The following is a 19,584-nucleotide window of genomic DNA, read 5'->3' as shown; positions in this document are numbered from 1 at the left end:
ATTTTCAGGCGCGAAAACGGGGCATCGAATGGCTTCGGTGCCCGCACTGCGTCCGGCCTGCCGGCTTGCCCGTGCGTCGAACGGGGCTGCCGGTACAATGCAGCGATTCGCCCGGCGGCGGTTCGGCGGTCCGCCGGACGACAACGCACAACACGACACGATCAGGAGACGCGCCCAAGATGGCCTCAACGGACAGCCTTTCCCAGGCACCTGCCCAATCCCCTTCCATCGACCCCGGCGCCATCTCGGCCCGCCTCGACCGCCTGCCGCCGACGCGCAGCGTCTGGAAGCTGGTCGTGCTGCTGAGCCTCGGCTTCTTCTTCGAACTCTACGACCTGCTCTACAGCGGTTACGTCGCGCCGGGCCTCGTGAAAAGCGGCATCCTGTCCGCGACGACGCACGGCCTGTTCGGCACCACGGGCGTCGCGAGCTTCATCGCCGCGCTGTTTTCCGGGCTCTTCATCGGCACGATCGCGTGCGGCTTCCTCGCCGACCGCTTCGGTCGCCGCGCGATCTTCACGTGGTCGCTGCTGTGGTACACGGCCGCCAATGTCGTGATGGCGTTCCAGGACACCGCGGCCGGGCTGAACTTCTGGCGCTTCGTCGTCGGTCTCGGCCTCGGCGTCGAGATGGTGACGATCGGCACGTACATCTCCGAACTCGTGCCGAAGCAGATCCGTGGCCGCGCGTTCGCGTGCGAGCAGGCGGTGGGGTTCGTCGCGGTGCCGGTGGTCGCGTTTCTCGCCTACCTGCTGGTGCCGCACGCACCGCTCGGCCTCGACGGCTGGCGCTGGGTCGTGCTGATCGGCGCGCACGGCGCGCTGTTCGTGTGGTGGATTCGCCGCGAATTGCCGGAAAGCCCGCGCTGGCTCGCGCAGCAGGGCCGCGTCGACGAGGCCGACCGCATCATGCGTGCGCTCGAGGCGAAGGTCGAAGCCGAATACGGGCGGCCGCTGCCGCCGCCCGCGCCCGCCGAGCCCGTGCCGCCGCGCGGCAGCTTCCGCGACATGTGGGTGCCGCCGTATCGCAGCCGCACGATCATGATGACGATCTTCAACGTGTTCCAGACGGTCGGCTTCTACGGTTTCGCGAACTGGGTGCCGACGCTGCTGATCAAGCAGGGCATCACGATCACGTCGAGCCTGATGTATTCGAGCGTGATCGCACTCGCCGCGCCGATCGGTCCGCTGATCGGCCTCGTGATCGCCGACCGCTTCGAGCGCAAGTCGGTGATCGTCGCGATGGCGGCGGCGATCGTCGTCTGCGGGCTGCTGTTCAGCCAGACGACGGTGGGCGCGTTCCTGATCGTGCTCGGCATCGGCCTCACGCTCGCGAGCAACATCATGTCGTACAGCTTCCACGCGTACCAGGCCGAGTTGTTCCCGACGTCGATCCGCGCGCGGGCCGTCGGTTTCGTCTATTCGTGGAGCCGCTTCTCGGCGATCTTCTCGTCGTTCGTGATCGCGGCCGTGCTGCGCGGCTTCGGCACGTTCGGCGTGTTCGCGTTCATCGCGGGCGCGATGGTGATCGTGATGGCCGCGATCGGGCTGATGGGGCCGCGCACGAAGGGCATCGCGCTCGAAACCATCTCGAAGTGATCGGCGGGTGCGCACGCATGTCGCACGGTTCGCTGCGGCATGCGTGCGATGCGGTCCGGGGTTTCCGCTTCCGGACCGGCCCGTTGACAAAATACTTCGTCATGCGAATCAACCGGGAGACGCGCTCGAACCGGATCCATCGCGTCAGCACTCGGCCGCGTGCCGAAAGCATCGAACACGCAAGCGTGCCACGCCACGAATACGCACGCGGCAACGAGTTGAAACAAAGCGTGACGAAGCGCAATCCCCCGTAAAAGCGTGCTTCCGGCCGCGGCCGATTCGCGCATGGACGAGTAAAATAGGGGGCCTGACGACTCATTAGCCGCCATCGGAGTGCCCGCGTTGCATCAGCGAATGGCTCCGCCGTGAAGAGGCGTCGGCGCCGGGCGCACGCGATGTGCCGGGCGTGTCGATGGCTTGCGCGGAAGATGCGCCGCTCGCAGCAGCACCATGCGGCGGCCGGATCGGCCGATGGCTTCGAACCTATGATTCTTGCCCACTTGACGCGGCGCTTCGCGCAGCCGCGTTGCCTCAACCGCGCAGTCGCCGCATCCGTGTGGCTTGCTGCCGCGGTGTCGATTTCCGTTGTCGCACAACGACCTGCCTTTGCCGCGTCCGGCGCTCCGTCGTCTGCTGTGCAATCCTCATCCGTCGCGTCGCCTGCTTCGGCAGCCTCCCGTCCGCATCCGGCTTCGTCCGCGCATGCGGCGTCGGACGCATCGGCCGCAGCGCCGACATCCGCCGCGTCACAGGCGAATCGCGCGGAATCCGCAAGCGCGGCATCCGGTGCGTCGGCCGCTTCCGCGGCATCGGCGGCATCGGCCGGCGCACCTGCATCGGCCGCCTCCGGCACGCCCGCCAGCGAGGCCGAACCGCCTCCGCCCACGCCGCCGCGTCGGCATCCGCCGCTGTCGGCCGAGGACGCGCAAAACGCGACGACACGCGCGCTCGACATGCGCAAGCGTTTCATGCAGGAAGTCACGCGCCGCCTGAACGTGCCCGCGAGCGAGCAGCGCGCGTACGGCGAGCGGCTCCAGAAAGCGCTCGCCGATGCGGATCTCGGCGATCTCGCCGGCGAATACGTCGCGATGGTGGACCGCGCGCCGAACGTGCAGGCGCTGTTCATCTACTTTCGCGCGACACCGGCCAATGCGTGGCTGATGATCGGCGCATCGCCGGTCGGCACCGGACTGCCGGGCCAGTACGACCATTTCCTGACGCCGCTCGGCGTGTTTCATCACTCGCCCGACACGATGGATTTCCGCGCGGAAGGCACGACGAACGAGAACGGCATTCGCGGCTACGGTCACCGCGACATGCGCATCTACGATTTCGGCTGGGTGGACGGCGAGCGCGGCTGGGGCAAGGGCGGCGTGTCGCCGATGCGTTTCCAGATGCATGCGACCGACCCCGACCGGCTCGAAGCGTTGCTCGGTATCCGGCACTCGAAGGGCTGCGTGCGGATTCCCGCGTCGCTGAACACGTTCCTCGACCGGCACGGGCTGCTCGACGACGACTATCAGGCCCGCGTCGAGGCCGGCAAGTCGCTGTGGGTGCTGCGTCGCGATCGCGACATCACGCCGATCGCGGGCCGCTACCTGGTCGTGATCGACAGCGCCCGCAAGACCCGCCCGGCGTGGTCGCCGCTGCCAGGGCGCGGCGCATGGTCGAAGCTGCCGAAGGGCGGCGATACGGCGGACTGAGCGCCGCTTCGCCGGGTGCGGGCGGTGCGAGGATGAGAATAAATCCGTTTTATTGAGATATAAGGAAAGCAAACTTTTATTATCCGATCCGGGTTCGTATAGTCGAGTCCAGTTTCGCGGAACCCTGCCGCGCCTGGACCACCACCGACCACACGACCCGCATGAAAACTCTCTACAAGCTCGCTCCGCTCGCGATGCTCGGCGCCTTCGCGACCCATGCCTGTGCGCAAAGCAGCATCACGCTGTACGGTCTGATCTCGGCCGGTGTCGGGTTCGCGACGAACCAGGGCGGCAAGAATGCATGGCAGGCGCTGTCCGGCACGAACCAGAACCCGCGCTGGGGGCTGAAGGGCAAGGAGGATCTCGGGCAGGGGCTGTCCGCGGTGTTCCAGCTCGAGAACGGCTTCAACGTGATGACGGGCACGGCCGCGCAGAACGGCCGCGAGTTCGGGCGCATGGCGTACGTCGGCCTGGCCGATCGCACCTACGGCTCGCTGACGTTCGGTCGCCAGTACGACGCGATCCACGACTACATCGGGCCCGTGATCATCGCGAGCAACGGCGTGAACATCGGCGACAACGACAACGGCTACAACGACATCCGCGTGCAGCACTCGGTGAAGTACGTGAGCCCCGTCTACTACGGGCTGAAGTTCACCGCGCTGTACGGCTTCAGCAATGCGACCGGTTTCGCGAACAACAGCGCGTACAGCTTCGGGCTCGGCTATGAGCGTGGCCCGCTGCGCTGGAGCGCGGTCTATGCGCAGTACAACCATCCTTACAGCGCGACGAACCAGGACGGCGCGATCGCGAACGACTACGCGTCGCCGCTGCTGATCTTCAGCAAGAGCGCGATGACGCCGGCCGCGTATGCGAGCCGGCAGCGGATCGCGGGCACGGGCGGCTTCTACACGATCGGCCGCGCGCAGTTCGCCGCGATGTTCACCGACGTGCGCTACGATTACCTCGACAATTCGCATCTGCACCTGCAGAACCTGGGCGTGAACGTCGTCTACACGATGACGCCGCAGCTCTTTCTCGGCGCGGCGTATGCATTCACGAACGGCAAGTACGACGTGATCGACAAGCGTCCGAAATGGCATCAGGTGAACCTGCAGGCCGATTACTTCCTGTCCAAACGCACCGACGTCGCGCTGACGGTGATCGCGCAGCAGGCGGCCGGCGACGCGGATCATGCGCAGATCTTCGCGTATGCGCGTTCGACCGGCACGCGCCAGATGATGGCGACGCTCGGCGTCCGGCATGTCTTCTGAGCACCGACCATGACCCATCCGATCGCATCCCGCCGCACCTTCCTGAAACTGTCGGCCGCGCTGGCCGGCACCGCGCTGCTGCCCGAAACGGGCGCGTTCGCGGCCGGCGGCGACGCCGCGCGCCGCACGGTGATCATCGATACCGATCCGGGGCAGGACGACGCCATCGCGATCCTGTTCGCGCTCGGCGCGCAGGACCGACTCGACGTGCGCGCGCTGACGGCCGTGGCGGGCAACGTGCCGCTCGACCTCACCGAACGCAATGCACGGATCATCCGCGACTGGGCCGGCCGCACGAAGACGCTGCCGGTGTACGCGGGCTGCCCGCGCCCGCTCGTGCGCGACCTCGTGACGGCCGCGAACGTGCATGGCAAGACGGGGCTCGAAGGCGTCGAACTGCACGCGCCGCGCGCGCCGCTCGCCGCCGGTCACGCGGTGTCGTACCTCGTCGATACGCTGAGCCGCGCGGCGCCGAACAGCGTGACGCTGTGCGCGCTCGGCCCGCTGACCAACATCGCGACCGCGCTGGTCGAGGCGCCGCAGGTTCGCGCCGCGCTGCGCGACATCGTGCTGATGGGCGGCGCGTTCTTCGAGCGCGGCAACATCACGCCGGCCGCCGAGTTCAACATCTACGTCGATCCGCAGGCGGCCGACGTCGTGTTCGGCAGCGGCGTGCCGATCGTCGTGCTGCCGCGCGACGTCGCGGTGAAGGCGCCGATCACGCCGGCGCGGGTCGCGCCGTTCCGCGCGCTCGGCAACCGCTGCGGCGCGATCGTCGCGGACATCATGGAAGCGGAACTGGCCTACAACAAGAAGCGGCGCGGGATCGACGACGCGCCGATGTACGACCCGACGGCCGTCGGCTATCTCGTCGACCCGACGCTGTTCGGCGGACGCAAGGTGAACGTGGTGGTCGAGACGACCGGGCAGTGGACGCTCGGCGAGACGATCGTCGACTGGAACGGGCGCAGCGGCCGTGCGGCGAACGCGACGTGGATCAACGAGGTCGACGCGGACCGCTTCTACGCGACGCTCGTCGAGCGCATCGCGAAGCTGCCCTGAACGCGCGCGGCAAATGCGGCAAGCGCGGCGGACGCGGCATCAGATGTGCTTCGCAATCCACTCGCGGCACGCGCGCACGTGCGGGCCGCGATCGTCGGCGGCGAGCGAGATCAGCGAGATCGCACGTGTGACGCGCGGTTTGTCGACACGCAGCGCGACGAGCTCGGGATCGTGCAGATGCATCGTGTAGAGGCTCGGCAGCACGGCGGTCGCGAGACCGTTGCGCGCGAGCGCGTAGAGCGGCTCGGTGTATTCCATCCGGTACGTGACGTTCAGGCGCAGCTTCCCGGCGCCGCCGGTGCGATGCAGCGATTCGCTGACGCTGCCGCGCACGAACACCGCGAGTTCGCGATCGACGAGCTTCGCCCACGTGACGCTCTTCGCGCGGGCGAGCGGATCGTCGTGCCGCACGACGATCACGATCTCGTCCTCGAACAGTTGCTGGTAGCGCAGCGTGCCGTCGTCGCTATCGGGTTCGCGCACGCCGATGCCGAGATCCGCGACGCCGTCGCGCACCGCTTCGACGAGCGCGCTGTTCGGCAAATCGGTCAGCGTGAAGCGCAGCGTCGGGTGCGTGCCGCGCAGTGCGTTGAGCGCGGGCAGCAGGCGGCCCGCGACCGACGGAATGAACGCGATGCGCACGGTCTGGATGCGTTCGCCGATGAGCCGCGTCATGTCGTCGAAGGTGCCGCGCGCCTGGTTGAGCAGGCGTTCGGCGAGCGGCAGCACGGCTTCGCCCGCGGTGGTGAGCGTGAGGCGATGCGCGGTGCGGGCGAACAGGCGGCCGCCGAGCAGGAATTCGATCTGGCGGATCGACGCGGTGAGCGCGGGCTGCGTGAGCGACAGCGCCTGCGCGGCCTGCGTGAAGCTGCGTGCGTGCGCAAGGACTACGAAGTGCTGGACTTGCCGCAGCGTGAGCGCGGGCAGCAGCGACGAGCGGTCGGACATCGGGCAATGACGGTCGGGAAGCGGTACGCGGCAGTATAAGACCGCGCCGCACGAACCGACACAGGACAATATTCGGAATCACAGGAGAACCACCATGTCAGCGACTGACACGATGCCGGCACGTGCGCCGGCCAACTGGCTCGAACGCCGCTTCGCGCTCGCCGCGCGCGGCACGAGCGTGCGCACCGAGACGATCGCGGGCGTCACGTCGTTCCTCGCGGCCGCGTACCTGCTCGTCGTGATCCCGTCGCTGCTCGCGACGGGCGGAATGGAGCGCGGCGCGGCGACCACCGCGACGATCGTCGTGTTCGTGCTGTTCACCACGCTGATGGGGCTCTACGCGAACCTGCCGTTCCTCGTCGGCCCCGGTATCGGCGGCTCGGTGATCATCGGCGTGACGCTCGCGACGACCGAGCACGTCGGCTGGCAGACGGGCCTCGGCATCGCGTGCGTGTCGGGCGTGCTGTTCTTGCTGCTGACGGTCCTCGGCGCGCGCGGCGTCGTGGTGCGGCTGATTCCGGTGCAGATCAAGCTCGGGCTCGGCGCGTCGATCGGGCTGTTCGTCACGATGCTCGGGCTGCGCAATGCGGGGATGGTCGTCGCGAACGCGAAGACCAACGCGTTCGCGCTCGGCGACTTCTCGCGGCCGGGCACGCTGGTCGCGCTGATCGGCCTCGCGGTGGCGATCGTGCTGCAGGCGCGCAAGGTGCCCGGCGCGATCCTGATCGCGATCCTCGTCGCGGCCGCGGCCGGCGTGCCGCTCGGCGTCACGCACCTGCCGGCGTCGTTCGTGTCGCTGCCGCACAGCATCGCGCCGATCGCGTTCAAGCTCGATATCGGCAGCGCGTTGAGCCTGGCCGCCGCGCCGTACCTGTTCGCGTTCTTCGCGGCGGAATTCTTCTCGACGCTCGGCACCGCGCTCGCGGTCGGCGCGAAGGCGAACCTGCTCGACGAACAGGGCAACCTGCCGGACATCAACCGGCCGTTCCTCGTCGATTCGCTCGCCGCGACGCTCGGGCCCGTGTTCGGCATTCCGGCGCTGACCGCGCTGATCGAATCGGCGGCGGGCGTCGAAGCCGGCGGCCGCAGCGGGTTGTCGTCGCTGGCTGCCGCCGTGCTGTTCGCCGCGATGCTGCTGTTCGTGCCGGTCGCGCTCGCGATCCCGAAGGAGGCGACCGCGCCGGCGCTGATCCTGATCGGGCTGTCGATGTTCGCGACGATCCGCCATACGCATTTCGACGACTTCACCGATGCGCTGCCCGTGATGTCGATGGTGCTGCTCACGCTGATGTCGAACAGCTTCGGCACCGGCATTGCAGGCGGGCTGCTGTGCTACGTGCTCGTCAAGCTGCTGGCCGGCCGCTGGCGCGACGTGTCGTGGGGGCTCGTCGTGCTTGCGATTCCGCTCGGCTATTACTTCTGGACCGTCGTGAAGCCGCACTGAGAGACGGCTTCGCCACGCATCGCACTACCGAAAAAGAGACTGAGATGAAGGGAACACCAGGCAACGTCCCGGCCGCGCGCACGGGCATCGACATCACGCCGGCCCATCGGGCCTTCTTCCACGCGCTGCCGAAGGTCGAGCTGCATTGCCATCTGCTCGGCGCGGTGCGGCACGACACGTTCGTCGCGCTGGCCGAACGCAGCGGCGCACCGATCGAGCGGACGGAGATCGACGCGTTCTACGCGCGCGGCGAGAAGCCGGTCGGCGTGCTGCACGTGCTGCGTGCGCTCGACAAGTACCTGCTGACGCAACCCGACGACCTGCGCCGAATCGCATACGAGTATCTGGAAGACGCGGCCGCGCACAACGTGCGGCATGCGGAATTCTTCTGGAATCCGACGGGAACGGTGCGCGTGTCGGGCATCGCGTATGCGGACGCGCAGGCCGCGATCGTGACGGCGATCCGCGATGCCGCGCGCGATTTCGGGATCGGCGCGCGCCTGATTCCGAGCATCGATCGCGAGCAGGACCCCGACGAAGCGGTTGAGATCGTCGAGTGGATGAAGGCGAATCGGGCGGAGGAAGTCGCGGGGCTCGGCATCGACTATCGCGAGAACGACCGGCCGCCCGAACTGTTCTGGAAGGCGTACCGCAATGCACGCGCGGCCGGCTTTCGCACGACCGCGCATGCGGGCGAGTTCGGGATGCCGTGGCGCAACGTCGAGACGGCCGTCGATCTGTTGCAGGTCGACCGCGTCGATCACGGCTATACGGTCGTCGACAACCCCGAGCTGTGCGCGCGCTACGCGGAGCGCGGGATCGTGTTTACCGTCGTGCCGACCAATTCGTACTACCTGCGCACGCTGCCGCCGGAGCAATGGGCCGAGCTGCATCCGATGCGCAAGATGCCGGGCCTCGGATTGAAGATTCATCCGAATACCGACGATCCGACGTTGCACAAGGTCAATCCGGCCGAGGCGTGGGAACTGATGTTCAGTCATTTCGGCTTTACCGTCGCCGACCTGAAGCAGTTCATGCTGAACGGGATCGACGGCGCGTGGGTCGACGACGCGACGAAGGCGGCGTGGCGTGCCGCGTGGGCGCCGGAGTTCGATGCGCTTGCTGCATCGCTCGCGGCGGGCTGAGCCAGACTGGCACACGCCGCTTGTGTTCGCTATATTGGCGTCCGGCAGCACCCTGTCGTGGCGCCGCCGCCGTGCGCGCCCGCGCCGGCATTCCAATAGCAATTCGAACCTGAGAGGCTCCACCGTGCGTATTCCCGCTTTCTGTCTGATGTTGTTCGTCTCGCTGTCCGCGCGAGCCGGCACCGCCTGCGATGCGTTACTCGGCGATTACGCGCCGGCCGCCGGCAAGCCCGCGACGATGCGGGTCGAGAAGGTGGGGAGCGACATCGTGCTGCGCGCGCGTGAAGCCGGGCGCTGGAGCGTCGATACGGCGCCGGTGCACGTGGCTGAACTCGATATGGACGGTCCGGAGAAGCCGCCTGCCGACGCATGCGTGCTGGAGGTGCCGGGCGGCCAGATCATCAGGATGCCGATCGGGACACCGTACCAGGTCACGTCCATCACGGGCAACGGCTTCACGACGAAGCGTTCGACCACCGGCGTCCTGCTGCTGATGACGCAAGGCTTCCAGGTCGACGGCATCGAGCTGTATCGGGTCGCGCGCAGCGGCGCTTCGCCGTCGGCGCCGTGAAGGCCGTTGCCGCGCGCGGACGGCACCGTGCTGCACCCGCCGCATTACACGCGGCTCGGCGACGCTGCGCTGTTCGATGACGATCGCGACGGCGTGCCCGTGTGGCTGTACGCGGACTGACACATGATGACGACGCCTCGGTAGCCCGGCGCGCAGCCACCCCGATCAGCGAAAGAACCTCAACCAGTCGAACAGGCCCGAATGCGGCTGCGCGCGCCGCCTCGGCGCCGGTGCGCTGCGCGGCCGGAAGTCGGGCGAGAACTGCACGTGCGGATCGATCGCCTGCGCGCGCAACGCCGCATCGTAGAACGACCCGACGATCGGCAGCGCGCTGTGCGCGCCCGCGCCCCAGTAGTCGCTGCGCAGCGTCACGCTGCCGTCGTCGAAGCCGACCCACGCGCCGGCCACGAGTTGCGGATGCATCAGGATGAACCAGCCGTCGGTGTTGTCCTGCGTCGTGCCGGTCTTGCCCGCGACGTCGATGCGAATCCCGTAGCGCGAGCGGATGTCCGCGCCGGTCCCGTAGTCGACGACGCCGCGCATCGCGTCGACGAGCGTCTGCGCGGCGGCCTCCGGCAACGCGCGCTCCGGCGGCGCGCTGCCGAACGCGGCGAGCACCTTGCCGTCGCGATCCTCGATGCGCGTGATCGTCTGCGGTGCGACGTACACGCCGCGGTTCGCGATCGTGCCGTACGCGGACACCATCTCTTTCAGCGTGACCGGGCTCGTGCCGAGCGCGAGTGACGGCACCGCGTCGAGCGGGCTGTCGCGCACCCCCATCGCGCGGGCGAGCTGCGCGACCTTCGCGGCGCCTTCGCGCTGCATGACCTGCGCGGTGATGCGGTTGCGCGACAGCGCCAGCCCGTCGCGCAGGGTCATCGGCTCGCCGGTCGGCGGTTCCGCATCGGTCGGCCGCCACACGGCGCGGCCGTCGATCGGGATCGCGACGGGGCGGTCGACGAACGTGTCGCCCGGCCGCATCCCGTCCGCGAACGCGGCGCCATAGACGAACGGCTTGAACGTCGAACCCGGCTGGCGCCGCGCCTGCGCGACGTGATCGAACGGCGCGCTGCCGAAATCGGGGCTGCCGACCCACGCGCGGATCGCGCCGTTGCGCGGATCGATCGCGACGAAGCCGGCTTGCACCTGCGTCTTGCGCTCGCACAGCGCCCGCATGAATTCGCGATTCGCGCCGAGCTGCTTCAGCGCAACCACGTCGGCGAGCCCCGTGTCGCGCGCCTGACGATACTCGGGCGTCTGGCGCATGAAGCCGCGGAACAGGTCGTTGCGCAGCCCGCAGCCGGACGGCCCGCGCCAGGCGCCGTCGGCGATCGCCTGCAGCCGTTCGGTCTGCCGCGTCAGCGCCTGCGTGGCCATGTCCTGCAGCCGCGCATCGAGCGTCGTGCGCACGACGAGGCCGTCCGCGTAGAGATCGTAGTTGTTGCGGTCGGCCCACGCGATCAGCCACTTGCGCAGTTGCACCGCGAAATGCGGCGCGAGGCCCGGCTGCGCCGTCTGCGGTTCGAAATCGACGCGCAGCGGCTGGCGCTGCAGCTTCGCGAGCTGCCGCGGCGACAGCATGCCCATCTGCGCCATCCGGCCGAGCACGATGTTGCGCCGCTGGACCGAGCGTTCCGGGTTCAGCACCGGGTTGTAATAGCTGTTGCCCTTCAGCATCCCGACGAGCGTCGCGCTCTCCGCGATGTCGAGCTGGTTCGCCGACTTGCCGAAGTAGGTGCGTGCGGCCATTTCGACGCCGTACGCGTTGTACAGGAACGGCACGGTATTCAGATAGGTTTCGAGGATCTCGTCCTTGCTGTACACCGCTTCGATCTTGAACGCGGTGATCAGCTCCTTCACCTTGCGCGTGAGCGTCGGCGCGCGGCCGATTTCGTCCGGATACAGGTTGCGCGCGAGCTGTTGGGTGATCGTCGAGCCGCCCTGGCGGCTGCCCGAGAACGTATGCAGGCCGGCCGCGAGCGTGCGGCGCAAGTCGATGCCGTGATGTGAATAGAAGCGGTGATCCTCGGTCGCGATCAGCGCGTCGACCATGTGCGGCGAGATCTGCCTGAGCGGCACCCATTCGCGGTTCACGGGCCGGAACTCGGCGATCAGCTGGCCGTCGGCCGACAGCACGCGCGCGGGGCGGTCGATGCGCGCCTTGCGGATGTCGCCGATGCTCGGCGTGAACGGAACGAACGCGAGCAGGACCAGCAGGCCCAGCACCGGGATCGCGGCGAACGTCAGCGCCACGCCGCGCCGGGTCGGATGGCGCAGGCGATGCAGCGCGCCGGCGCCCAGCGCACCGAGGCGCGTGCGGCAGGCGGCGGCGAATGGCGCGACACGGGCGCGGCAACGGAGCCACGCGTCGCGGAGCAACGGCACGAAACGATTCAAGGCGGCAGGGGCGCGGAAGGAAGACGCGCGATCCTAGCAAACGGAACCCGCGCGCCGGCGGCCGAAACGGCCGTTTGCTTGCAGGATTTACAGACGATTACGTTTGTTGCCCGCCGACAACCTTTTACCGCCCGTGGGGCCGCGATTCCACCGACGAAACCACGTCCGCGAGCCGTTGCGCGGCCGCTTCCATCTGCGCGCGGCCGAATCCGCCGAAGCCGAGCACGAGCCCGGGGCGCGCGGTGCCGGGCGCGAACATCGGCGACACCGCGCGCACCGCGACACCGGCCCGGGCGGCGCGCGCGACCACGTCGAGATCGTCGATGCCGGCCGCGAGCCACAGCACGACGTGCATTCCCTGGTCGCCCGGCTGCACCCACGCGCGCTCGCGCGGCAGTCGCGCGCCGAGCGTGTCGATCAGCAGCGCGCGCTGTTCCGCATAGACGCCGCGCACGCGGCGGATGTGGCGGTCGAGATGGCCGTCGGCGATGAACGCGGCGAGTACGTGTTGATCGGCGGTCGGCGCGTGGCGGTCCATCAGTACGCGCGCGCCGCAGAACGCCGGCACGAGATCGTCGGGCGCGATCACGTAGCCGAGCCGCAGCGATGGAAACAGGATCTTGCTGAAGGTGCCGAGATAGATCACGCGATCGGGCGCGAGGCCTTGCAGCGACGGGAACGGATAGCCTTCGTAGCGCAATTCGCTGTCGTAGTCGTCCTCGACGACCCATGCGCGGTGCGCGCGCGCCCATGCGAGCAGCGCATTGCGGCGCGCCATGCTCAACGGCATGCCGAGCGGGTACTGGTGCGACGGCGTGACGAACGCGGCGCGCGCATCGGGTGCGAGCCGGATGCCGGCGTCGACGTCGAGGCCGTCGGCGTCGACCGGCACGCGCACCATCGCGTCGCGCCGCCCGGTGCTTTCGAGCAGCGCGGTGATGCCGCGGTAGGCCGGATTCTCGACCCACGCGCGGTCGGTGTCGCCGAGCAGCACCTGGCTCGCGAGATGCAGCCCCTGCTGCGTGCCGCTCGTGATCACGACCTGGCCGGCATCGCAGCGCACCGAGCGCGATCGGCGCACGTAGTCGGCGATCGCTTCGCGCAGCGGCAGCGCGCCTTGCGGATCGGCATAGCCGGACGGCGCGCCGGCGCCGCGGGCGCGCAGGCGATTGCCGAGCCGGCGCCAGATGTCGTCGGGCGCGGTGAGGCCGAGCGGCACCGAGATCGCGAACGGCATCGCCGGCAGCGGGTTGAATTCGTTGGCAAGCCGCGCGAAGGCGGCGGCGGGTTCGGGCAGGGCGTCGCGTACCGGGCGTTGATGGCGGGTGGGTGGTTCGGGTTCGTCGACGGGGGGCGGCTCCGCGAGCGCGTGCGCGACCCGCGTGCCCGCACCGCCGCGCGATTCGAGAAAACCTTCGGCGATGAGCTGTGCATACGCGTCGACGACGGTGCCGCGCGCCACCTGCAGCGACGCCGCCAGCAGCCGCGTGGACGGCAGCGTGTCGCCGGGCCGGACGTCGCCGCGGCGCACCGCATCGCGCAGCGCCTGCGCGAGCTGGCGGCTCAGGTCGCCGGCCGCGCGATCGAGCGCGCCGAGCGACGGGATTTCGACGATCCGGGCCGTTCTTGCCATGATTCTGGTCTGCTGAAATTGTTTCAAACCGGCTCTACAGGATAAACCAGTTTAAGGCCACAATCGACGCATGACGGGCCTGCGCCCGCGCCCCTTTCCCACCCCGTACGACCGTGGAGCCGACATGTACATCCCCGCCGATTACAACGAACCCAATCCGGACGCGCTGCGCGAGCTGATCGTGCAGCACCCGTTCGGCAGCCTGATCACGCACGGCAAGAGCGGGCTCGATGCGATCCACCTCCCGTTCGCGCCGATGCCGGGCGATGGCGGGCTCGGCGAGCTGCATGCACACGTCGCCCGCGCGAATCCGGTCTGGCAGGACGTCGCGGACGGCGACGAGGTGCTCGTGATCTTCCGTGCGGGCGACGCGTACATCTCGCCGACCTGGTATCCGAGCAAGCAGGCGACGCACCGGGAGGTGCCGACCTGGAACTACCGGGTCGTGCATGCGCACGGCCGCATCACGGTGCGCGACGACGAGAAGTTCGTGCGAGGCGTGGTCGCGCGGCTGACGCGCACGCACGAAGCGTCGCAGCCGGTGCCGTGGAAGATGGGCGACGCGCCGCAGGACTACATGGACGCGATGCTGCAAGCGATCGTCGGGCTGCAGATCGAGATCACGCAGCTCGTCGGCAAGCGCAAGCTCGGGCAGAACAAGCCCGCGGCCGATATTCGCGGCGCGGGCGAAGCGCTGGTCGCGGACGGCCAGCTCGCGATCGGCGAGGCGATGCTGGCGGAGGCCGACGCGAAGCGCGGATGAGCGCATGACCGCCGCGCGCGGGCGCGTGGCGAGCCCGCGCGCGGCCCCGGTCACGGCGTGCGCGTCGCACCCTTCGTCCCGTCCCCCGCCTGCGCGAGCGCGCCGCGAATCGCGGCTTCCGTCTTGTCGTACCCGCCTTCGCCATAACGCGTATAGACGATCTTGCCGTTCGCATCGATCAGGTACAGCGCGGGCCAGTACTGGTTGCCGTATGCGCGCCACGTGTCGTAGCGGTTGTCCTGCGCGACCGGATACCGGATGTCGAAGCGCCTGATCGCATCGGCCACGTTCTTCGCGTCGCGTTCGAACGGATATTCCGGCGTATGCACGCCGACCACGACGAGCCCCTGGTCGCGATACTTCCGATACCAGTCGTTCACGTACGGGATCGTATGAATGCAGTTGATGCACGAATACGTCCAGAAATCGACGAGCACGACCTTGCCGCGCAACTGGTCGAGCGTCAGCGGCGCGCTGTTGTGCCAGCGGTCGATGCCGGTGAAACCGGGCGCCGCCATGCCGGCCGGCGCTGCCTGCACGCCCGCGTCGTCGCGGGTGCCGGCGAAGGCGGCGAGCCCGGCCGTGGCGGCGAGGGCGATGACGAGGGCGGCGGTCTTGAAGCGGGGCAGCATGGCGTTCTCCTGATCTTTGGGGCCGCGGCGGGAGGGCGGCGGCCGGACGGTTTCGACAGGCCCCATTAGGCGGCGCCGACGTATCCGCGATGTGTCCGGCCAGCCGCGCGTGTGCAATGTTGTGTGTCGTCGCGGCGCCGCGATACATTGCGATACAAACGCGTGCCCGCCGTGCGGTATAAAAGCGGACATCGCCCCGCCCGAACCCCGACACCGATACCGGCAACGACTCATGGACAAGCTCGACCACGTGCTGATCGTCGACGACGATCGCGCGATCCGCGAACTGATCGCGGACTACCTGGAGAAGAACGGCATGCGCGTGTCGCTGGCCGCGAACGGCCGCGAGATGCGCAACGCGCTGGACGACGGCGCGCCCGACCTGATCGTGCTCGACCTGATGCTGCCCGGCGAGGATGGCCTGACGCTGTGCCGCGACCTGCGCGCCGGCAAGTTCCGCACGGTACCGGTGCTGATGCTGACCGCACGCGGCGAGGAAACCGACCGCATCATCGGCCTCGAGATGGGCGCCGACGACTACCTGGCCAAGCCGTTCGCGGTGCGTGAGCTGCTGGCGCGGATTCGCTCGGTGCTGCGCCGCGCGCGCATGCTGCCGCCCGGCATGCAGGTCACGGAAACGGCCGCGCTGCTCGCGTTCGGCGAATGGCAGCTCGACACGACCGGGCGCCATCTGCTCGACGCCGACGGCACGCTCGTCGCGCTGAGCGGCGCCGAATACCGGCTGCTGCGCGTGTTCCTCGACAACCCGCAGCGCGTGCTGACGCGCGACCAGTTGCTCAATCTCACGCAAGGACGCCAGTCCGACCCGTTCGACCGCTCGATCGACCTGCTGGTGAGCCGGCTGCGCCAGCGGCTGCGCGACGGCGCGCGCGAGCCGCGCTACATCAAGACGCTGCGCAACGAGGGCTACGTGTTCTCGTCGGCCGTGACCGCCGTCGACGGTACGCCATGAGCGCGCGCACGCTGTGGCGCTGGCCGCGTTCGCTGTTCGCGCGGCTCGCGCTGATCCTGTGCGTGGGCCTGGCGCTCGCGCAGACGCTGTCGTTCTGGCTCACCGTGACCGAGCGCGACCAGGCGACCACGAACCTGATGATGGGCTACATCGAGCGCGAGGTCGCGAGCTCGGTCGCGTTGCTCGACCATCTGCCGCCCGCCGAGCGCACCGCGTGGCTGCCGCGCCTCGCACGGCGCAGCTATGCATTCATCCTCGGGCCCGGCGAAACCGGCACGCCGCCGGAGGCGCGGCTGTCGGCGCGCGTCGAGCGCTCGATCTCGGACGGCATCGGCGGCGACTATCCGCTGACCGCGAATTCGATCCCCGGCGACCGCGAACATCTGCAGGTGCATCTGCGGCTGACCGACGGCTCGCCGCTGACGATCGACATTCATCCGATGTCGACGGTGCCGCTGTCGGGCTGGCTGCCGGCCGTGCTCGTGGTGCAGCTCGCGGTGCTGGCCGCGTGCTGCTGGCTCGCGGTGCGGCTCGCGACGCGGCCGCTCAAGCAGCTCGCGCAGGCCGCCGACGCACTCGGCCCCGACCTGAAGGGCGAGCGGCTGAGCGAAGACGGGCCGTCGGAAGTCGCGCGCGCGGCACGGGCCTTCAACGCGATGCAGGACCGCATCGCGCAGTACATGGCCGAGCGCATGCAGATCCTCGCGTCGATCTCGCACGATCTGCAGACGCCGATCACGCGGATGCGGCTGCGCGTCGACGTGATGGACGACGACACGCAGGGCGCGAAGCTGCGCCAGGACCTGCTGGAGATGGAGCATCTGGTGAAGGAGGGCGTCGCGTACGCGCGGACGCTGCACGGCACCGAGGAAGCCGCACGCCGCATCGACGTCGACGCGCTGCTCGACAGCATCGTGTGCGACTACACGGATGCGGGGCAGGACGTCGCGCTGCACAGCCGCGCGCCGCTCGCGCTCGTCACGCGGCCGAAGGCGCTGCGCCGCATCGTCGGCAACCTGGTCGACAACGCGCTGAAGTTCGCGGGCGCGGCCGAGATCGACGTGCGGGCGGCGCCGGACGGCGGCGCGGTGATCGCGGTGCTCGACCGCGGGCCCGGCATTCCGGACGACCAGCTCGACGCGGTGTTCGAGCCGTTCCGGCGCGTGGAGACGTCGCGCAATCGCGATACCGGCGGCACGGGGCTCGGCCTCGCGATCGCGCGGCAACTGGCGCTGGCGATGGGCGGCACGCTCACGCTGAGCAACCGGCCCGACGGCGGCGGGCTCGAAGCGACGTTGACGCTGAGGAACGCGGGCTGATGCGACGCGGCGCGCGAGCGTCGCGGTGTCGGGCGCGTGCCGGCGCATGCGACGGGGGCGACGTCACGCGCGGTGCAGATGCTGGTCGACGAGCGGCGCGAGCGCTTGCGCATGCACGGCCGCGAGATCGTGCCGGCCGCCCGGTACGACGTGCAACCGCGCATCGGGCAGCCGTTCGAGCAGACGCCGGCCGGCCGCGACCGGGCTGATCGGATCGTCGTCGCCCCACAGCAGCAGCGTCGGCTGCGCGATACGGCCGATGTCCTGAGACAGGTCCGCACGCAACGTCATGAACCAGTCCGGCAACCGCGGGTTCGCCTCGGCGAAACCGGCGCGCCAGTCCTGCGCGCCGAGTCCGGCCATGTCGAGGCCGCCGGACGTGACCGTCAGCACGAGATGCGTGACGAGATCCGGCTTGTCGAGCGCCGCGCGCATCGCGATTACGCCGCCCATCGATTGCGCGATCACGGCGGTCGGCCGGTCGACGCTTGCGAGCACATGACGCACGAGACCGTCGAAATCGTCGACGGCGGGATCGCGCGGCGTGTCGCCGAAGCCCGGATACGCGACGATCCGCCGCTCGGCCGGATGCGTGAGCCTGCCGGCCAGCGGTTGCCAGAACGCGGTGCTGCCCGATGCGCCGGGCAGGAAGAGCAATTGCGATGGAGCGGGCATGGCGTGTTGGTGTTCCGGTAGTCGAAGCGAAGCGGGACGACGAGCGGCGCGAGCGCGTCAGCAGCGGCCGGTGCGCAGCGCGACGGTCCAGTCGTCGCGCCCGCGCGCGGCCGCGGTGGCGGCGGCCGTGTGCCAGTCGTATTCGACCGCATGGAATTCGACGTTCCAGCCGGCCGCCGTGCGCGACACCATCGCGTAGCGCGCGTGCGGCGAGCCCGTCTCGATCCGGTGCGGATGCGGCAGGTCGTCTTCATATGCCTGCAGCCCGACGCTGCCCGGATTGACGATCAGCCTGCCGTCGTCGAGCCGTGCTGCACGCGGCACGTGCGTGTGGCCGCACAGAATCAGCGACGCCGCCGTGTCGCCCGCGCGCTGCGCGACTTCATCGGGCGTGGCCGCGCGGCAGCCGTCGGGCGTGACCGTTTCGAGGAAATAGACGAGATCGCTGGCCGGCGTGCCGTGCACCATCAGCACGTCGCCGTCGAGCGTCAGGCGTTCGGGCAGCGCGGCGAGCCAGTCGAACTGGTCGGCGCGCAGCGTGTCGTGCGCCCAGCGATCCGACAGCCGCATCGCGTCGCGCTCGCCGGTGAGCAACTGCCGTTCGTGATTACCCTTGACGGTCGGCAGGTCGAGCGCGATCAGGCGGTCGGCCGTTTCGGCCGGATGGAGCGCGCCGGACACGATGTCGCCGAGATTGACGATCACGTCGGCGCCGCGGCGGCGGACGTCGTCGAGCACCGCGTCGAGCGCGGCGAGGTTGCCGTGGATGTCGGACAGCGCGGCGATTTTCATGGCGGCAAGTCGATGTGGGGAATGGCGATTGTCGCCAATTCGGCGCGGGCCGTGCAATCGGGTCGTGCAATCGCTTCACGGCATCGGCACGCGATGCCGCGGCGGGCACGTCAGTCGGTCGCGAGGCGTGCGTACATCGCGAAATCGCCCGGCGTGCCGCGCACCATCTTGTAGGCGCGCAGCAACCCTTCGTAGCGGTAGCCGCACTTCTGCAGCACGCGCGCGGAGCCTGCGTTGCTGGTCAGCACGACCGCCTGCATGCGCATGAAGCCGCCGTGCGTGAACGCCCACGCGGTGACGGCTTCGCATACCGCGCTCGCGATGCCGCGCCCCCAGTGCGACGGCGCGAGGTCGTACGCAATTTCCGCCGAGCGGTTCACGGTCGACACCGTATGCAGCCCGATCGTCCCGGCGAGCGCGCCCGACGCGGTGTCGACGATCGCGAGACGCCGGATCGAATCCGGATCGGTCGATTCGATGTTGTCGAACAGCGGCAGCAGATCGTCGGGCGAGCGCAGGTTCCAGCTCGTGTGGCGGAAAACGTCGGGATTCGACAGGTAGGCGTACCACGCATCGAGATCCGCGCGTTCGAGTTGCCTGAGCGACAGCCCGGGGTAACCGGCGCGCGGCGGCGTGGCGATTTTCATCGAGCCCG

General features: G+C 69.2%; 17 protein-coding genes. 10 read left to right on the top strand and 7 right to left on the bottom strand.

Annotated features, from left to right (window positions below):
* Window positions 1-179: 179 nt before the first annotated feature.
* The 4 genes from KU887_RS24105 to KU887_RS24090 all read left to right on the top strand — a co-directional run bounded on the left by KU887_RS24105 (window position 180) and on the right by KU887_RS24090 (window position 5,637).
* Window positions 180-1,598: an MFS transporter gene (locus KU887_RS24105; RefSeq protein ID WP_006495132.1), complete on the top strand. Its 1,419-nt coding sequence runs from the start codon at window positions 180-182 to the stop codon at window positions 1,596-1,598.
* A 395-nt stretch (window positions 1,599-1,993) separates the two neighbouring features.
* Entirely contained in the window at window positions 1,994-3,301 is a 1,308-nt protein-coding gene (locus KU887_RS24100) for a hypothetical protein (protein ID WP_258258447.1), read from the top strand.
* Between the two features lie 161 nt (window positions 3,302-3,462).
* A complete protein-coding gene (locus tag KU887_RS24095) occupies window positions 3,463-4,575 on the top strand; it encodes a porin (RefSeq protein ID WP_006491111.1) in 1,113 nt (370 codons plus the stop codon).
* 9 nt (window positions 4,576-4,584) lie between these two features.
* Window positions 4,585-5,637, top strand: coding sequence for a nucleoside hydrolase (locus KU887_RS24090; protein WP_060210949.1), 1,053 nt, complete (start codon window positions 4,585-4,587; stop codon window positions 5,635-5,637).
* A gap of 39 nt (window positions 5,638-5,676) precedes the next feature.
* Here the strand turns inward: KU887_RS24090 and KU887_RS24085 are convergent, their stop codons facing one another.
* A complete protein-coding gene (locus tag KU887_RS24085; protein ID WP_006495136.1) occupies window positions 5,677-6,585 on the bottom strand; it encodes a LysR family transcriptional regulator in 909 nt (302 codons plus the stop codon).
* A 94-nt stretch (window positions 6,586-6,679) separates the two neighbouring features.
* On the opposite strand from KU887_RS24085, the gene KU887_RS24080 reads away from it, so the two are divergent.
* Genes KU887_RS24080 through KU887_RS24070 form a run of 3 tightly spaced genes read left to right on the top strand, consistent with a single transcriptional unit; the run spans window position 6,680 to window position 9,745 of the window.
* Window positions 6,680-8,029: an NCS2 family permease gene (locus KU887_RS24080; protein ID WP_258255639.1), complete on the top strand. Its 1,350-nt coding sequence runs from the start codon at window positions 6,680-6,682 to the stop codon at window positions 8,027-8,029.
* 44 nt (window positions 8,030-8,073) lie between these two features.
* The gene (gene add / locus KU887_RS24075; RefSeq protein ID WP_258255638.1) at window positions 8,074-9,174 is read left to right on the top strand and encodes an adenosine deaminase; all 1,101 of its coding nucleotides are present in this window, start codon (window positions 8,074-8,076) and stop codon (window positions 9,172-9,174) included.
* Window positions 9,143-9,745, top strand: coding sequence for a hypothetical protein (locus tag KU887_RS24070; protein WP_230205717.1), 603 nt, complete (start codon window positions 9,143-9,145; stop codon window positions 9,743-9,745). The genes add and KU887_RS24070 overlap by 32 nt, the downstream gene beginning before the upstream one ends.
* Before the next feature lie 165 nt (window positions 9,746-9,910).
* Here KU887_RS24070 and KU887_RS24065 read toward each other — a convergent pair whose 3' ends face one another.
* Together KU887_RS24065 and KU887_RS24060 are read right to left on the bottom strand one after the other, a co-directional pair.
* Window positions 9,911-12,142, bottom strand: a complete 2,232-nt coding sequence (locus KU887_RS24065; protein ID WP_258255636.1) for a penicillin-binding protein 1A — start codon at window positions 12,140-12,142, stop codon at window positions 9,911-9,913.
* A gap of 124 nt (window positions 12,143-12,266) precedes the next feature.
* Window positions 12,267-13,775, bottom strand: a complete 1,509-nt coding sequence (locus KU887_RS24060) for a PLP-dependent aminotransferase family protein (RefSeq protein WP_060264420.1) — start codon at window positions 13,773-13,775, stop codon at window positions 12,267-12,269.
* 124 nt (window positions 13,776-13,899) lie between these two features.
* Here KU887_RS24060 and KU887_RS24055 point away from each other — a divergent pair, with 124 nt between their 5' ends.
* Window positions 13,900-14,538 (top strand): FMN-binding negative transcriptional regulator, encoded by a 639-nt coding sequence (locus tag KU887_RS24055; RefSeq protein ID WP_058903525.1) that lies wholly within the window; start codon window positions 13,900-13,902, stop codon window positions 14,536-14,538.
* A gap of 50 nt (window positions 14,539-14,588) precedes the next feature.
* Here the strand turns inward: KU887_RS24055 and KU887_RS24050 are convergent, their stop codons facing one another.
* Window positions 14,589-15,170, bottom strand: coding sequence for a thioredoxin family protein (locus KU887_RS24050; protein ID WP_006490070.1), 582 nt, complete (start codon window positions 15,168-15,170; stop codon window positions 14,589-14,591).
* 232 nt (window positions 15,171-15,402) lie between these two features.
* Between KU887_RS24050 and KU887_RS24045 the strand changes: the two genes are divergently transcribed.
* Window positions 15,403-16,143: a response regulator gene (locus tag KU887_RS24045; RefSeq protein WP_258255634.1), complete on the top strand. Its 741-nt coding sequence runs from the start codon at window positions 15,403-15,405 to the stop codon at window positions 16,141-16,143.
* Window positions 16,140-17,462, top strand: coding sequence for an ATP-binding protein (locus tag KU887_RS24040; RefSeq protein WP_006490055.1), 1,323 nt, complete (start codon window positions 16,140-16,142; stop codon window positions 17,460-17,462). Before KU887_RS24045 ends, KU887_RS24040 begins: the two co-directional genes overlap by 4 nt.
* A gap of 63 nt (window positions 17,463-17,525) precedes the next feature.
* Here the strand turns inward: KU887_RS24040 and KU887_RS24035 are convergent, their stop codons facing one another.
* The 3 genes from KU887_RS24035 to KU887_RS24025 all read right to left on the bottom strand — a co-directional run bounded on the left by KU887_RS24035 (window position 17,526) and on the right by KU887_RS24025 (window position 19,576).
* Window positions 17,526-18,137, bottom strand: a complete 612-nt coding sequence (locus KU887_RS24035; protein ID WP_006490057.1) for an alpha/beta fold hydrolase — start codon at window positions 18,135-18,137, stop codon at window positions 17,526-17,528.
* Window positions 18,138-18,194: 57 nt separating this feature from the next.
* Entirely contained in the window at window positions 18,195-18,929 is a 735-nt protein-coding gene (locus KU887_RS24030) for a metallophosphoesterase (protein ID WP_006490078.1), read from the bottom strand.
* A gap of 110 nt (window positions 18,930-19,039) precedes the next feature.
* Window positions 19,040-19,576: a GNAT family N-acetyltransferase gene (locus KU887_RS24025; protein WP_006495146.1), complete on the bottom strand. Its 537-nt coding sequence runs from the start codon at window positions 19,574-19,576 to the stop codon at window positions 19,040-19,042.
* Window positions 19,577-19,584: the final 8 nt, after the last annotated feature.

Source organism: Burkholderia sp. EMB26 (assembly GCF_024730645.1).
GTDB classification, from domain to species: domain Bacteria; phylum Pseudomonadota; class Gammaproteobacteria; order Burkholderiales; family Burkholderiaceae; genus Burkholderia; species Burkholderia cenocepacia.
The sequence above is the reverse complement of the archived record's forward strand: the minus strand, read 5'-3'. Positions and strand labels throughout refer to the sequence as shown.

Excerpts from the sequence above, each read along its gene's own strand:
- KU887_RS24050 (WP_006490070.1), bottom strand. The coding sequence starts at position 15,170 with ATGCTGCCCCGCTTCAAGACCGCCGCCCTCGTCATCGCCCTCGCCGCC.
- KU887_RS24090 (WP_060210949.1), top strand. The coding sequence starts at position 4,585 with ATGACCCATCCGATCGCATCCCGCCGCACCTTCCTGAAACTGTCGGCC.
- KU887_RS24035 (WP_006490057.1), bottom strand. The coding sequence starts at position 18,137 with ATGCCCGCTCCATCGCAATTGCTCTTCCTGCCCGGCGCATCGGGCAGC.
- KU887_RS24045 (WP_258255634.1), top strand. The coding sequence starts at position 15,403 with ATGGACAAGCTCGACCACGTGCTGATCGTCGACGACGATCGCGCGATC.
- KU887_RS24040 (WP_006490055.1), top strand. The coding sequence starts at position 16,140 with ATGAGCGCGCGCACGCTGTGGCGCTGGCCGCGTTCGCTGTTCGCGCGG.
- KU887_RS24095 (WP_006491111.1), top strand. The coding sequence starts at position 3,463 with ATGAAAACTCTCTACAAGCTCGCTCCGCTCGCGATGCTCGGCGCCTTC.
- KU887_RS24055 (WP_058903525.1), top strand. The coding sequence starts at position 13,900 with ATGTACATCCCCGCCGATTACAACGAACCCAATCCGGACGCGCTGCGC.
- KU887_RS24105 (WP_006495132.1), top strand. The coding sequence starts at position 180 with ATGGCCTCAACGGACAGCCTTTCCCAGGCACCTGCCCAATCCCCTTCC.
- KU887_RS24085 (WP_006495136.1), bottom strand. The coding sequence starts at position 6,585 with ATGTCCGACCGCTCGTCGCTGCTGCCCGCGCTCACGCTGCGGCAAGTC.
- add (WP_258255638.1), top strand. The coding sequence starts at position 8,074 with ATGAAGGGAACACCAGGCAACGTCCCGGCCGCGCGCACGGGCATCGAC.
- KU887_RS24080 (WP_258255639.1), top strand. The coding sequence starts at position 6,680 with ATGTCAGCGACTGACACGATGCCGGCACGTGCGCCGGCCAACTGGCTC.
- KU887_RS24030 (WP_006490078.1), bottom strand. The coding sequence starts at position 18,929 with ATGAAAATCGCCGCGCTGTCCGACATCCACGGCAACCTCGCCGCGCTC.
- KU887_RS24100 (WP_258258447.1), top strand. The coding sequence starts at position 1,994 with ATGTGCCGGGCGTGTCGATGGCTTGCGCGGAAGATGCGCCGCTCGCAG.
- KU887_RS24060 (WP_060264420.1), bottom strand. The coding sequence starts at position 13,775 with ATGGCAAGAACGGCCCGGATCGTCGAAATCCCGTCGCTCGGCGCGCTC.
- KU887_RS24070 (WP_230205717.1), top strand. The coding sequence starts at position 9,143 with ATGCGCTTGCTGCATCGCTCGCGGCGGGCTGAGCCAGACTGGCACACG.
- KU887_RS24025 (WP_006495146.1), bottom strand. The coding sequence starts at position 19,576 with ATGAAAATCGCCACGCCGCCGCGCGCCGGTTACCCCGGGCTGTCGCTC.